This is a genomic window from Vitreimonas sp. (assembly GCF_035627415.1).
Classification (GTDB): Bacteria; Pseudomonadota; Alphaproteobacteria; order Caulobacterales; family Aquidulcibacteraceae; genus Vitreimonas.
In genome coordinates, this window is record NZ_DASPLU010000022.1 from 23,836 (window position 1) to 37,097 (window position 13,262).

At 65.5% G+C, this 13,262-nt stretch carries 10 protein-coding genes and 3 tRNA genes; 9 read left to right on the forward strand and 4 right to left on the reverse strand.

The genetic code is table 11. The annotated features are described in order from the left end of the window. The first annotated feature begins 7 nt into the window (after nt 1–7). Nucleotides 8–3,139: an efflux RND transporter permease subunit gene (locus VEA80_RS12510; protein WP_325061085.1), complete on the forward strand. Its 3,132-nt coding sequence runs from the start codon at nt 8–10 to the stop codon at nt 3,137–3,139. On the opposite strand, the gene VEA80_RS12515 is transcribed toward VEA80_RS12510, so the two are convergent. Beyond that, the gene (locus VEA80_RS12515) at nt 3,140–3,625 is read right to left on the reverse strand and encodes a cytochrome c family protein (RefSeq protein WP_325061086.1); all 486 of its coding nucleotides are present in this window, start codon (nt 3,623–3,625) and stop codon (nt 3,140–3,142) included. Nucleotides 3,626–3,740: 115 nt separating this feature from the next. Continuing rightward, nucleotides 3,741–3,816 (reverse strand) — tRNA-Thr (locus VEA80_RS12520). Nucleotides 3,817–3,991: 175 nt separating this feature from the next. Between VEA80_RS12520 and VEA80_RS12525 the strand changes: the two genes are divergently transcribed. The 5 genes from VEA80_RS12525 to VEA80_RS12545 all read left to right on the forward strand — a co-directional run bounded on the left by VEA80_RS12525 (nt 3,992) and on the right by VEA80_RS12545 (nt 9,275). Next, entirely contained in the window at nt 3,992–5,491 is a 1,500-nt protein-coding gene (locus VEA80_RS12525) for an N-acetylmuramidase family protein (protein ID WP_325061087.1), read from the forward strand. A gap of 20 nt (nt 5,492–5,511) precedes the next feature. After that, entirely contained in the window at nt 5,512–6,312 is an 801-nt protein-coding gene (locus VEA80_RS12530; protein WP_325061088.1) for an N-acetylmuramidase family protein, read from the forward strand. Nucleotides 6,313–6,358: 46 nt separating this feature from the next. After that, nucleotides 6,359–8,068 carry a methionine--tRNA ligase gene (gene metG / locus VEA80_RS12535; RefSeq protein ID WP_325061089.1) on the forward strand — a complete coding sequence of 570 codons (1,710 nt, stop codon included), beginning with the start codon at nt 6,359–6,361 and terminating at the stop codon, nt 8,066–8,068. Further along, nucleotides 8,065–8,781 carry a GNAT family N-acetyltransferase gene (locus tag VEA80_RS12540; RefSeq protein WP_325061090.1) on the forward strand — a complete coding sequence of 239 codons (717 nt, stop codon included), beginning with the start codon at nt 8,065–8,067 and terminating at the stop codon, nt 8,779–8,781. Before metG ends, VEA80_RS12540 begins: the two co-directional genes overlap by 4 nt. A gap of 131 nt (nt 8,782–8,912) precedes the next feature. Beyond that, nucleotides 8,913–9,275 (forward strand): hypothetical protein, encoded by a 363-nt coding sequence (locus VEA80_RS12545; protein ID WP_325061091.1) that lies wholly within the window; start codon nt 8,913–8,915, stop codon nt 9,273–9,275. Here VEA80_RS12545 and VEA80_RS12550 read toward each other — a convergent pair. After that, nucleotides 9,272–9,952, reverse strand: a complete 681-nt coding sequence (locus VEA80_RS12550; protein ID WP_325061092.1) for an RNA methyltransferase — start codon at nt 9,950–9,952, stop codon at nt 9,272–9,274. The genes VEA80_RS12545 and VEA80_RS12550 overlap by 4 nt on opposite strands. 170 nt (nt 9,953–10,122) lie before the next feature. Between VEA80_RS12550 and VEA80_RS12555 the strand changes: the two genes are divergently transcribed. From VEA80_RS12555 to VEA80_RS12565, 3 genes are all read left to right on the forward strand, one after another. Continuing rightward, nucleotides 10,123–10,208 (forward strand) — tRNA-Tyr (locus VEA80_RS12555). Nucleotides 10,209–10,305: 97 nt separating this feature from the next. After that, nucleotides 10,306–10,379, forward strand: a tRNA-Gly gene (locus tag VEA80_RS12560). 143 nt (nt 10,380–10,522) lie between these two features. After that, entirely contained in the window at nt 10,523–11,335 is an 813-nt protein-coding gene (locus VEA80_RS12565; RefSeq protein ID WP_325061093.1) for a hypothetical protein, read from the forward strand. Nucleotides 11,336–11,367: 32 nt separating this feature from the next. Here the strand turns inward: VEA80_RS12565 and VEA80_RS12570 are convergent, their stop codons facing one another. After that, nucleotides 11,368–13,185, reverse strand: coding sequence for a TonB-dependent receptor plug domain-containing protein (locus VEA80_RS12570; RefSeq protein WP_325061094.1), 1,818 nt, complete (start codon nt 13,183–13,185; stop codon nt 11,368–11,370). Nucleotides 13,186–13,262: the final 77 nt, after the last annotated feature.

The window sequence follows — 13,262 nt, forward strand, 5'->3', positions numbered from 1 at the left end:
GTCGGCGATGACGCTCTCCGACCTTTCGGTCCGTCGGCCAGTCTTGGCGACGGTTCTTTCGCTGATCATCATCGCGTTCGGGGCGATTGCGTTCACGACGCTGCCGCTGCGCGAACTGCCCGACGTCGACCAGCCGGTCGTGTCGATCAGCACCTCTTACCCCGGCGCATCGGCGCAAGTGGTCGAGACGCAGATCACTCGCATCATCGAGGATCAGCTCTCCGGCATCGAGGGTGTTGACGTCATCAACGCGGTGAGCCGCGACGGGCGCTCCTCGATCAACATCGAATTCACGCTCGACCGCGATCTCGAAGACGCGGCCAATGACGTGCGCAACGCGGTGAGTCGCGCGCGCGGCAACTTGCCGGCGGATGTCCTCGAACCGGTGATCAGCAAGGCGGACTCGGACGCCAACGCGATCATGTGGTTCAGCTTGAGCTCCGACACGATGGATACGGTCGAGCTGTCGGACTATGCGCAGCGTTACATCGTCGATCGACTGGGCGTCATCAACGGCGTGGCCAATGTGCAGATCGGCGGCGACGCTCGGCGCGCTCTGCGTATCTGGCTCAATACCGACGCGATGGCGGCGCGCGGCCTGACCGTGCAGGACGTCGAAACTGCGTTGAGAGCGCAGAACCTCGATCTGCCCGCCGGTTACGTGCAAAGTCAGGAGCGCGACTATCAGGTCCGTGTCGAACGACCATTCCAGACGCCGGAAGAATTCGCGCGCATGCCGCTGCGGACGGCGACCGCCGCCGATGGCGCCGTGGTCCGGCTGGGCGACATCGCCCGAGTCGAGTTCGCGCCGGTCGAGGATCGGCGCATCTTCCGCGGCAATCTGCGCGACCAGGTCGGCATCGGCATCGTGCGCCAGTCGCAGTCGAATGCGCTCGATGTCGCCAACGCGGTGAAAGCCGAGGTGGAGCGCATCCAGGAGACGCTGCCGCAAGGCGTGAATCTCGATCTCACCTACGACGGCACGGTCTTCATCGATCAGGCCATCTCGCGTGTGGCGCAGACGCTGCTCGAGGCGACCATCCTGGTCGTGCTCGTGATCTATCTTTTCCTGGGTTCCTGGCGCGCCGCCTTCATCCCGACTGCGGTGATCCCGGTCTGCTTAATTGGCGCTTTCCTGATCATCGCCATCTTCGGCTTCACCATCAATCTGCTGACCTTGATGGCGCTGGTGCTCTCGATCGGCCTCGTCGTCGACGACTCCATCGTCGTGCTGGAGAATGCGCAGCGGCGCGTCGACACGCTTGGTGAGCCGAAGTTGGTGGCTTCGCAGCGCGGCGCGCGGCAGGTGTTCTTCGCGGTGGTGGCGACCTCGGCGGTGCTTGTGGCTGTGTTTGCGCCGATGCTGTTCGTCGGCGGCTATGTAGGCAAACTGTTCGTGGAGCTGTCGGTAACGATCGCCGGGGTGGTCGTGATTTCGGCCTTCGCGGCGCTTTCGCTGTCGCCGGTGATGTGTTCGAAGCTCCTGAAGCCGGCGAGCCAATCGACGCCGCTCGCGCGCTTCGTCGACCGTCTTTTGAATGCGCTTCGCGCGTCCTACCGCGGTTCGCTGGAAGCTGCCCTGCAGCACAAGAAGGTCGTGTTCGCGATGTTCGCGGCCGTGTTCCTAGGCGGCGGCTTCCTGTTCACGCAGCTGTCGAGCGAACTCACGCCGGCGGAAGACCGCGGCATGATGATGGCTTTCGTCAACGCGCCGGAAGGCTCGGGCTTCGAATACACCAGCCGCGTGATGGAGCAGGTCGAAGGCACGCTGATGGAATATGTCGAAGCCGGCGAACTCGCCCGCTTCATGGTCGTGCTGCCCGGCTTCGGCGATGCTGGCACCGGCCGCTTCTCCAGCGGCTTTGCGATGATGTTCCTCGAGCCGTGGGGCGAGCGCCGCCCGGCGACAGAACTCGTCACCGAACTCAACCAGCGCTTCAGTCAGATCCCGGGCGCCACGGTGCGTGTGATCATGCCGAACGCATTCCAGCGTGGCGGCGGCGACGGCGCCTCAATCGTGCTGCTCGGCTCCGAGTACGAGCCGCTCGCCGCTACCGCAGAGCGCATCATGGACCGGCTGCGGGAGAACCCGAACTTCCTGCGCCCGCGCATGAATTACGAGCCGACGTCGCCGCGCGTCCTCGTCGATATCGACCGCGAGCGCGCCGCCGCGCTCGGCGTTTCGGTGCAGGCGGTCGGGCGCACGCTTGAAGCGACGATGGGCGCTCGCCGCGTCAACACCATTAGCGATCGCGGCGAGGAATATTACGTCTACCTCCAGGCCGAGCGCGACGAACGCTCCGACATCGCCGATCTCGCCAACAAGTTCGTGCGATCCGACCGTACCGGCGAACTCGTGCCGCTTTCCACCATCGTTTCGCTGCGCACGGTCGGCGACAGCGCTGAACGGCGGCGTATGAACCGGCAGGCGGCGGTCACCATCGGCGCTTCGATCCCCGGCGACTTCGCCATCGGCGACGCGATGCAGCAGCTCGAGCGCATCGCAATGGAGGAGATCGGCGAGCAGGCGATCTCGATCGATTATTCCGGTCAGGCGCGCCAATACCGGCAGGCGACCGGCGCCGTCGGCTTCGCCTTCGGCTTCGCGTTGATCATCGTCTTCCTTGTGCTGGCGGCGCAGTTCGAAAGCTTCGTGCACCCGGTTGTCATCATGCTGTCGGTGCCGCTGGCTGTCGCGGGCGGTCTATTCGGCCTCTTCCTCACCGACGGCACGCTGAACATCTACAGCCAGATCGGCCTCATCATCTTGATCGCCCTGTCGGCCAAGAATGGGATCCTGATCGTCGAGTTCGCCAATCAGCTGCGCGACGAGGGTAAGTCTGTGCGCGACGCCATCCTCGACGCGTCCGATCTGCGCATCCGCCCCGTGCTGATGACCTCGATCGCCACGGTGGTGGGCGCCATTCCGTTGATCGTCGGCCATGGCGCAGGCGCCGAGAGCCGCAGCACCATCGGCGTCGTCATCTTCTTCGGACTGACGGTGTCGACGATGCTGACGCTGTTTGTGGTGCCTGTATTCTACGATCTGCTCGCGCGCTTCACCAAGTCGCCGGAAGCGACGGCCAAGGCGATCGAGGAGTTCGAGCACGGCGAGGCGCTCGCGCGCCCCGCCGAGTGATCACTGCGGCGCGGTCTCGATCATTAGATAGGCGATGACGTCCCTGCGCTGCTCTTCATCGCGCACGCCGGCGAACGCCATCCGGTTGCCCGGCAGGAAGGTCTGCGGGTTCGCCAGCCAATGATCGAGCTGCGCCGCGTCCCAGGCGAAATCGGCGTTCTGCACCGCTTGAGAATAGTTGAACCCCGCGGCCGTCCCGATCTCGCGTCCGAACACACCGTGCAGGTTGGGGCCGACGCGATGCTGGCCGCCTGCATTGATCGTGTGACAGGAGCGGCATTGCGCGAAAACACGCCGGCCGGCTTCGTAATTCGCTGTTGCGTATGGGCCGGGAAGCGCGGCCAGCGCCGCCTGAATTTCCTCGGGCGAACGTGCGCCCTGGGCCGCGACCGGGGCCGTGGAGGACGACGATGGCGCCTGTGTCTCGCCTTGTCCGCAGCCCGCGAGAGCGGCGATCAAGACGGTGGCGAGGAGAAGTCGGCGCATCGGTATCGTCCTTGTTCTTGATAGCGGGTCGCAGATTTGACCCGGTGGGCGCTGGAGGCAAAGCGGCGGTACGCCTCACCTCTGCACCCGCGAGGCGCCGATCGCTTCCAAGTGGTGGTGCCGCCAGAGGGACTCGAACCCCCGACCCCCTGATTACAAATCAGGTGCTCTACCAGCTGAGCTATGGCGGCTTGTGGGGCCGGTTTTGCCAGCAGCGGCGGCGAAGCGGAAGGGCCGAGGCGCGAGCGCGCTGAACGAACTCCCCTTTGCCCCCTTGGCGGGATATGGTTAAGCCCGAGGCGGTGGGACGCTGCGGTCGCCGGTTTCGGCGCCGATCCTGTCGCGACACGGGAAGAGGGGGAAATCATGAGCTTCTGGGATTCCGTGTTCCGCGCCGTATTCGGCTCCCGCGGCTCGCGCCCGGCTTCGCCGCCTCCGCCGCCACGGACGCCGCCGGCGCCTCCGCCACGCGCCGCAACGCCGCCCGCGCCACCGCCAGCCGCGCCGCCTGCGCCGCCACCGGCCGCACCGCCTGCCGCGCCGCCTGCACCGCCACCGGCCGCGCCGCCGGCGGCTCCGCCTACTCCTCCTCCGGCAGCGCCGCCGGGCGCGCCGCCTCCGCCGCCCGCGGAACCGCCGCCTTCAACGGGAACGCCGAGCGGTTTTGCGATCGAGAACCTGCACGCGCAGGACGCGACGCGCGTTGGCGACGCCGACATCGAAGCCGCCGCGCAGCGTCTCGGCGTCGAGGCGAACGTGCTGCGCGCGGTCATCAAGGTGGAAAGCGCTGGGCCTGGCTTCGGCGCGGACGGCCGTCCACTGCTTTCGTTCGAGCCCTTCGTGTTCAGCCAAACGACGGAGGGGCGTTTCGATACGAGCAATCCCGGCGTCTCGCAGCCATCGAACCGCGCCTACGCCGGCGGCAATCAAACCGCGCGGTGGAGCAAGCTCGCTGAGGCCTATGCTCTCGATCCCGCCGCTGCGCTCGGCGCGGCGAGTTGGGGCGCGTTCCAGCTGCCGGGTCGCTACTATGCCGACGCTGGCTATCCGAGCGTGTTCGCGTTTGTCGCCGACATGGCGCAGTCCGAGGCGCGCCAGCTCGCGGCGTTCGAAGCTTATCTGACGCGCAAGGGTTTGGCCGACGAACTGCAGCGCCGCGATTGGGATGCATTCGCGCGCAGCTACGAAGGCGAGCATGGCGCGGGACAGTATTCCTCTGCGCTCGCACGGGCTCATGCCTCGCTGACGCCAACGCCGTCCGACGGCTATTTGGATGGACTAGTCGCCGGCACGACCGACGGCTTGACGCGCGCCGATTTCGAAGAGGTCGCGACCGAGCTGGGCTGCGAAGTCGAAGCGGTGCAGGCGGTGGTGCAGGTGGAGAGCGGCGCGCTCGGCGCGTTCGCGGCGAACGGCAAGCCCGTCATTCTCTACGAGCCGCACATCTTCTCGCGCCGCACCAATCGCCAGTACGACGCGAGCCATCCGACGATCTCGTATCGGTCGTGGGACGCCTCCAAATATCCGCGCACGCAGGACGGACGCTGGGCGCAGCTCCGCGAGGCCTATGCGCTCGATCCGGAAGCGGCTGTCGCGTCCGCGAGTTGGGGTCTGTTCCAGATCATGGGCTTCAATCACAACGCCTGCGGTTTCGGCTCGGCCAAGGAGTTCGTCTCCGACATGTGCCGCTCGCAAGCGCAGCAGCTCAAGGCGTTCGCGAAGTTCGTCAAAGCCAACAATTTGGCTGACGAATTGGTGGCGAAGAACTGGGAAGGCTTTGCCGGAGGCTATAACGGGCAAGGGCAGGTGGAACGTTATGGCCGCCTCATGCGTGAAGCCTATGAGCGCCTGAAGGCGACGAGCTGAGACCAAGGCTGGAGGGGACGATGGGATTCTTTAACTGGCTGTTCGGCGTCATTTTCGGTCGCCGGAGACCGCGCTCCGGTTCCCCGCCGCCGAGCCGCCCGCAAACGCCGCCGGCCCCGCCCACGAGCCCACCGGCCGCGCCGCCGGCGCCGCCACCGGTCACGCCGCCAGTTTCGCCGCCCGCCGCACCGCCCCCCCCGCCCAGCGGCGATTACCTGGCGTCGCTGCGCGTGCAGGACGCCTCGCCGATCACGCGCGCTGACTACGAACAGGTTGCAGGTCGCCTCGGCTGTGAGTGGGAGGCGCTCGCCGCCGTTGCGCAGGTGGAGTCGGGGCCGCTCGGCGGCTTCGGTCAGGACGGGCGCCCGATTATTCTGTTCGAGCGCCACTTATTCTCGCGCAAGACCAACTCGCGCTACGACCAGTCTAACCCGAACGTGTCGAACCGCACCGCCGGCGGCTATCCGCGCAGCCAAGCGGATCGTTGGGCGCAGCTCACCGAAGCTTATGGGCTTGATCCCGCCGCGGCGTTGGAGAGCGCGAGTTACGGCCGCTTTCAGGTGCTCGGGCAGAACTATCCGAACCTGCAGATGGCCAACGCGCACGAGTACGTGTCGAAGCTGGCGCGCTCGGAGAAGGATCAGCTCGACGCATTCGAGGGCTTCATCCGCGCCAACGGCTTGGCCGACGAACTGCAGCGGCTCGACTGGGCTGGGTTCGCGAGCCGCTACAACGGCCCGAGCTATGCGGCCAACCAATACGACACGCGGATGGCCGAAGCTTACGCGAACCTGAAGCGCGATCCGAGCCTGATCGCCTGAGCATCGGCTTGAGCGGTCGCTGAGAACAGCCTAGGTAGCGGGCCTTATGGCCCGCTACCTGATCACGTCCGCGCTTCCGTACATCAACGGCATCAAGCACCTCGGCAACCTCGCCGGCTCGATGCTACCGGCGGACGTGCACGCGCGCTTCCGCAGGCTGCAGGGCCACGAGGTGCTGTTCATCTGCGCGACCGACGAGCACGGCACGCCGGCGGAACTCGCCGCCGCCGAAGCCGGCCTGGATGTGAAGACCTACTGCGATCAACAATACCAGATTCAGAAAGACGCCTGCGACGGCTTCAAGCTGTCGTTCGATCATTTCGGCCGCTCGTCCAATCCGCCGAACCACCGTCTGACGCAGCACTTCTGCGAGGCGCTGGAGAAGAACGGACTGATCGAAGAGCGCGTCTCGAAACAGATTTACTCGATCGACGACAAGCGCTTCCTGCCGGACCGTTATGTCGAAGGCACGTGCCCCGTGTGCGGTTTCGAGCGCGCGCGCGGCGACCAATGCGACAATTGCCAGACTCTGCTCGATCCGATCCAATTGAAAAATCCGCGATCCAAAATCTCCGGCTCCACCAATGTCGAGCCGCGCGACACGGCGCACCTCTTTCTGAAACAGCCGCTGATGCAGGACCGCATCCGCGCGTGGGTCGACAAGTCGACCGAGTGGCCGCCGCTCGCCCGGTCGATCGCCTACAAATGGCTCGACGAAGGCCTGATCGACCGCTCGATCACGCGCGACCTCTCCTGGGGCATCAGGGTCACCCAGAATGGCGCGGTGCGGCCGGGTTTCGAGAACAAGGTGTTCTACGTCTGGTTCGATGCCCCGATCGAATACATCGGCTCGACGGTCGAGTGGTCGGAAGCGACCGGCGGCGGTTGGGAGCGCTGGTGGCGCGAGGACAAGGGCGCGCGCGACGTCACCTACGTAGAGTTCATGGGCAAGGACAACGTCGCGTTCCACACCGTGAGTTTCCCCGTGACCATCATGGGCTCCGGCGAGCCGTGGAAACTCGTCGACCGCTTGAAGGCGTTCAATTGGGTCACTTGGTACGGCGGCAAGTTCTCGACCAGCGAGAAGCGCGGCATCTTCATGGATCAGGCGCTCGAACTCCTGCCGAGCGACTACTGGCGCTGGTACTTGATGGCGAACGCGCCGGAGAGTTCGGACGCGGCGTTCACGCTTGAACAATTCCAGCAAACCATCAATGCCGACCTCGCCAACGTCTTCGGCAATTTCGTTAATCGCATCACGCGTTTCTGCGCCTCGAAGTTCGACGCGCAAGTGCCGGACGGCGGTGAGGCAGGCGCCAACGAGCAGAAACTTGCCGATGACTTCGCACAGCGGCTCGCTGCGTTGACGCAATTCCACGATCAGATGGAGTTTCGCAAAGCGGCGGCGGAGTTGCGCGCGATTTGGGTTGCCGGCAACGAATACTTGCAGGTCGCGGCCCCATGGACTGCGCTCAAGACGGATCGTGCCGCCGCCGCCGTCGGCGTACGCACCGGTCTCAACGCCTGCGCGCTGTTTGCGATCTTGGCGCAGCCGTTCATTCCCGACGCGGCGAAAACGGTGCTGGATGCGCTCGGCGTCCCGGAAGAGAAGCGGATGTGGCCGAAACCGGAAGACCGCGGCGTTTGGGATGCGCTGCCGCGGGGCCTCGCCATCACGCCGCCCGAGGTCCTGTTCAAGAAGATCGAGGACGAGGATGTCGCCGCCTGGGCGGCGCAGTTCGGAGCTGGCGCATGAACGAGCGCCGGCTGCGCGAAGTGCTGACTTCGATCGAACAGATACGCGAGGCGCTTCAAGTCATCGACAAGGTCGGCCTCAGCCTCTCCGATCACGAGCAGCAGCATCAAATCTGGCGCATCACGTCGCAAGCGCACGAGGCGATGCGGCATTTGCAGGAGCGGGTCGCGACTGAGCACGTCGAAGTCGAACCGCTCTGGCGCGAGCCGCGGCGCGCCTTCTCGGTGCGGGTGCTCTCGTTGCCAGAGCTCGGCGCCTATCGCGAGCTGCATCGGTACGGCCTCGCCGAATCGCCGCTCGCGTTCGTGGAAGCGCCGGCGGACGATGCAGCGCGCCCTGATGCAGTTGTCGGAGCTATGATCGAGCGCGGCGAGGCCTGGGGCGTCTTCGAAGGCGAGCGCCTCGTTGGCAAGCTGGTGATCGACGCGCCGCCCTATGCGTGCCTCGCCCATACGCATTGGCTACACGCGATCTATGTCCACCCTGACGCACGCGGCGCCGGCGCGGCCGAGGCGCTAATGAGCGCGGCGCTGGACGAGGCCAAGTCTCGCGGCGCCCGGCGGGTCGCGCTTTGGGTCAATGAACGGAACTCAGCCGCCTTGCGGTACTATCAAAGGTGCGGTTTCCGCCGCACCGGCTGCATCCCTGGCGGCATCCAGGTCGAGGGCGCGCTGTTGGACGATGTGCTGATGTGCCTGACCCTTGCTTACTGACGCCTCAATCGGGAACTTTGCCCCTTATCTCAGAGAGGACTCAACGGCGTCTGGACGTGATGGGCGGCAACCCATAAGGTCTTGCCGGGGAGCGGCGCGGGGACACGCGCCGCCGGCGTTCGGAGGGCAGCATGGAAACGGTGACGTCCTACATCCAGCCGGTGCTGGACTTCATGCGCGAAGGCTATGCGCAGCTGAACGCCAATCCGGCGAAGGCGCTACTCATTGCGCTTGCGGCGACGGTGTTCCTGCAGAACTGGAAGCAGTGGCTTCCCATCGGCGTGGTCGCCGTCGTCGCGCACAAGCTGATCGAGTTGCTCGCACCGATGCTGGCGGGCTCGTCCGGTGGGCTTGAGCTTCCACAAGTGGTCGAGCCGGCGTTCTGGATCGAGCTTGCGTCGATCTATATCGGCTACCTGATCCTGATCGGCGTGCTGTTCTTCCTGAAGCGCATGTTCCTCAAAGCCGCGCCGGCGAAGGCCAAAGCACACTAGGACTGCTGGCGCGACGCCTCGTAGAGGGAGATCGCGGCCGCGGCCGCGACATTCAAGCTTTCCATCGCCGGCGCGATTGGGATGCGTGCTTGATATTCGCACGCTGCGGCAACGCCAGGCCGCACGCCCTTGCCTTCCGCGCCCAGCACCAGAGCGACTGGCCGCTTGTCCTGCAGCGCTTCCGCCAGGCTGAGGGTTGCTTCGCCCTCGAGCGCGACCGTGTTGTAGCCGCGCGCGCGCAGCGTTTCGACTGCGCGCCCGAGATTGACCGCGCGCACGTGCGCCACGAGTTCGACCGCGCCGGCCGCCGCCTTCGCCAGCACGCCCGTCAGCGGTGGTGACTTGCGGTCCTGCAGGATCACGGCGCGCGCGCCGAAAGCTGCGGCGGAACGGAACGCCGCGCCGACGTTCTGCGGATCGGTGACGCCATCCAGGATCAGCACGCTGCGACCATCTGGCGGCGTGCAGGCGGCTTCGAGCGCAATTGGCTCGAGCGGGTAGGCTCGCACCGCTAGGCCTTGGTGCACAGCGCCGGGGGGCAGCATGCCGTCGATGGCATCCGGATCGAGGATCTGCGGCGCCACACCCTCGGGCAGGCGCGAGGCGGCGTTGCGGGTGGCGACCACACGCTCGACCCGACGAGCTGGGTTCGCCAGCACCGCGAGCGCCGCATGCACGCCCCAAACCCAAGACGGGCCGCCGGTCTCTTCCTCGAACTGGCGCCGCGGCAGTCTGTCAGCCGGGATGTTGTGTGGCTTGAGTGGAGGAGGGGGCTTGGCTATAGGACGCGCTCCGCGAAATCAGGGGCCTTGCTTATAGAGGCTTTGCCGTTCGCGGAAGCATGGCCGGAAGGGTGGCCGAGTGGTTAATGGCAGCAGACTGTAAATCTGCCCGCGAGAGCGTACGCTGGTTCGAATCCAGCCCCTTCCACCACCGCCTTCGGCGGAAAGAAGCCGGAACCCAATAGTCAGAAGGGCTCTGGCGAGCGTTTCTGTTTTCTGGTTTCTGACGTCTGCGCGCGCAGCGCGCCGCGGGTATAGCTCAATGGTAGAGCCGCAGCCTTCCAAGCTGAAGACGAGGGTTCGATTCCCTCTACCCGCTCCAATCCTACCGCACAGACCCGCCTGATTTTCAGGCGCCGCCGCAGAACCTCACCGCGAAATCGGTCCCGGGGTCGACGCAGGCATTTGCCTTTTGCGACAGCGGGTTAATACTGGCGACGGTTTTCCTGGCGGGGAGGGCGGGACATGTCGCTCGCGAAAGCGGTTGCGCGCCTCACAGGCGCAGCGCTTGCAGTTGTCGTGGCGGGTTGCGCCATCGCCGATGCGCCATCCGTGGCGGAGTTTCAGCGCGTGCCGCGGGAAATCCGAACTGGCGCCGCCGACATGATGATCGAGCCGGTAGAGCCGACGGTCTCGCGCGAGGAAGTCGTGGCGGCCGTTCAGACTTTGGTGCAGCGCGAGAGCCTTTGCTTCTCCTGGCCGGGTCTCTGGCTGGACGCCAGCGACCGCCGCAATTTCTATTTTGTCAGGTATGACCTGATGGCTCGGGATTGGGGCCAGGATATCGCCGATCGAAACCGCGCGCGCATGCAGGAATTCGTTGATCTCGGCTTCCTGATCGCGCGCGAGCGGCCGGACATCGCGCCGGGTGTCGTCGAATATACGCTGACCAGCGAGGGCGTCGCCTATTTGCGCGGTTCGCCCTATGGCGGCGAACGCCCATCGTTCTGCGCTCCCTCGCAACGAAGGGTGGTCGAAGTCACCGAACTGGAGTGGGGCGAGTTTCCGTGCGGTTCGCTGCGCGTGCGCTTCAATCACGTCTCCGACGACTGGCCGACATGGGCCCGCACAGAAAGCGCGCGGACTCGCATCGCCGCCGAATGGGCCCCGGTCGGTGTGACGCTGCCAGGTTCGGTGTCGCTCAGCCGGCAATGGTACCGGCGCGATTCCATGCCGGAGGGCATGGAGCAGAACGGCGAGCTGAGATCGCTCTGTTACGACTCGGATCGACAGCGCGTAATGGGAGATGATCTCGAACTGCGTCCGCTGCAGCCGTGAAGACGAGCTCCCCTTTCGGGGAGCTTCCTTGTTCATGAACGCAAGCGCAAGCCGACGAGCACGCTCGCGGGCGCGCCCGCGAAGCCGTTGGCCGGTTCGTAGGTTTCGTCGCCCATATTTTCGGCGGCGACATACGTCTCGACGTTCGGTGTGATCGACCAGCGGATCGATCCGCGAAGAAGATCGTATGACGGCGTTTGGCCAATGCCGGCATAGAAGCCGTTATCGCCGTAGACTTGATCGGCCCGCTCGCCCACTTGACGCCATGCCAACTCGGCCGAAAACGCCCCGCGCTCCACCGCAAGCGAAGCCGACCAAGCGTGCTCGGGCCTGCGCAGTAGCGCATCGCCGTTTGTCGCGTCCCGCGCGTCGGTGTGAACGTAGGAGATCCGTGCCGTGAGCCACGAGAGCGGCCGCAGCGCGAGGCGCGCTTCGGCGCTCTCGATCTCGGCTTGGTCGATGTTCACGTAGGTGAACAGGGGCCCGAAATCGATCAGGTCTTCGATCCCCTGCGAGCGATAGACCAAGCCTAGTTCAGCGCCGGCGTCTTGGCCGAAAAGCGAAAGGCGGACGTCCGCGCCCGCCTCCCAAGCAGAACCTTGCTCGGGATTGAGATTGGGGTCGCCGAAGAAAATGAAGCGCTCGTACAGGGTCGGCGCCCGGAACGATGTGCCGTACGCTGCATACAGGCGCGCATTCTCGATGAGCGTGTAGGACGCGCCGAGACGCCAAGTGCTGGTCTGGCCGAAGCCTTCGAACTCATCGACTCGCATTGCCCCGGTCAATGTCACTCCGTTGATATCGCTCTGCGCAGTGATGAACGCGCCCTCGTGACGCTGATCGGCAGAGACGGTCGCGAAGCCTTGATCGATCTGCACTTCCTCGTGCTGCGCTTCGATTCCCGCGACGAGCTGTGTGTTCGTCAGCGCGCGGATCGTTCCGGCGCGCCACTCCAGCGTCAGATCCGCAAATCGGCGATCGCCGGCGTACCTTGCAGTGAGGGCGCCACCGTCGGCTTCTTCGCGGTCCTGCTGCAGGCCGCCGCCGCTGGTGCGCAGCGAGAGGGCTTCATCTAAGCGCCAGGTGACGCCCGCGCGGATCACCGTCAGATCGTTTTTGGCGATCTCAAGATCGGCGTCGTCTGCGCGCTGCTCGTTAAAGCTGGGCGGCGGAAAAATGAATGCATCGAAATCCGCGCGCGCTTCGCGATGGCGCATTAGCAGATCGAGCGAAATGGTTGAGGAGAGATCGAGATCGAATACGCCCGTGAAAGTCGCAGATTCTGCGCCGTCGGCGTCGCCCGAGTGGGTCGCCATGCGCTCCGGCACCAGATCGTGCCCGTCCGTGGTGTAACCCTCGCCGGTCAAAGCATAGCGGAATGGCCCGATCGAGCCGTCGGCGCCGGCGCTCGCCGTCAGTGTGCCGAACGAACCGCCGGCGACGTCGAGTCGCGCGTTCAGCGGCCCGTCGCCGCCCCGGCGCGGCAGGATGTTCACCACGCCGCCAATCGCGTCGGAGCCGTACACTGCGCTCATCGGGCCCTGCACGGTCTCGATCCGCGAAAGCCCGGCGAGGGTCTCTTGACCAGCATCGAAGGATGAGCCGGGTGTCGAGGGATCGTTCAGGCGCAAGCCGTCGAACAACACCAGCGTGTGGTTCGAATTGGCCCCGCCGGCGAAGAGGCTGCTCTGCTGGCCAAATCCGCCGGTGCGGACGACGTCAAGGCCGGCCACCTCCGCCAGCGCATCACTGATGTTCAGGACGCCGCGGGTCCGCGCGTCGTCGGCATCGATGACATCGACATCTGCGGGCAGCCGCTCGACTTGCGTCGGCGCGCGCGTCGCAGTCACGACAAGGTCTTCTTCGTCCTGTGCATGTGCAGGCACAGAGATTAGGGAAGTGACCGCCAACAGTGCGGCCTTGAACG

What these genes read in the sequence shown, in the direction of transcription:
- VEA80_RS12565 (WP_325061093.1), top strand. Translation starts at nt 10,523, where the DNA reads ATGTCGCTCGCGAAAGCGGTTGCGCGCCTCACAGGCGCAGCGCTTGCA.
- VEA80_RS12515 (WP_325061086.1), bottom strand. Translation starts at nt 3,625, where the DNA reads ATGCGCCGACTTCTCCTCGCCACCGTCTTGATCGCCGCTCTCGCGGGC.
- metG (WP_325061089.1), top strand. Translation starts at nt 6,359, where the DNA reads ATGGCCCGCTACCTGATCACGTCCGCGCTTCCGTACATCAACGGCATC.
- VEA80_RS12510 (WP_325061085.1), top strand. Translation starts at nt 8, where the DNA reads ATGACGCTCTCCGACCTTTCGGTCCGTCGGCCAGTCTTGGCGACGGTT.
- VEA80_RS12530 (WP_325061088.1), top strand. Translation starts at nt 5,512, where the DNA reads ATGGGATTCTTTAACTGGCTGTTCGGCGTCATTTTCGGTCGCCGGAGA.
- VEA80_RS12540 (WP_325061090.1), top strand. Translation starts at nt 8,065, where the DNA reads ATGAACGAGCGCCGGCTGCGCGAAGTGCTGACTTCGATCGAACAGATA.
- VEA80_RS12545 (WP_325061091.1), top strand. Translation starts at nt 8,913, where the DNA reads ATGGAAACGGTGACGTCCTACATCCAGCCGGTGCTGGACTTCATGCGC.
- VEA80_RS12525 (WP_325061087.1), top strand. Translation starts at nt 3,992, where the DNA reads ATGAGCTTCTGGGATTCCGTGTTCCGCGCCGTATTCGGCTCCCGCGGC.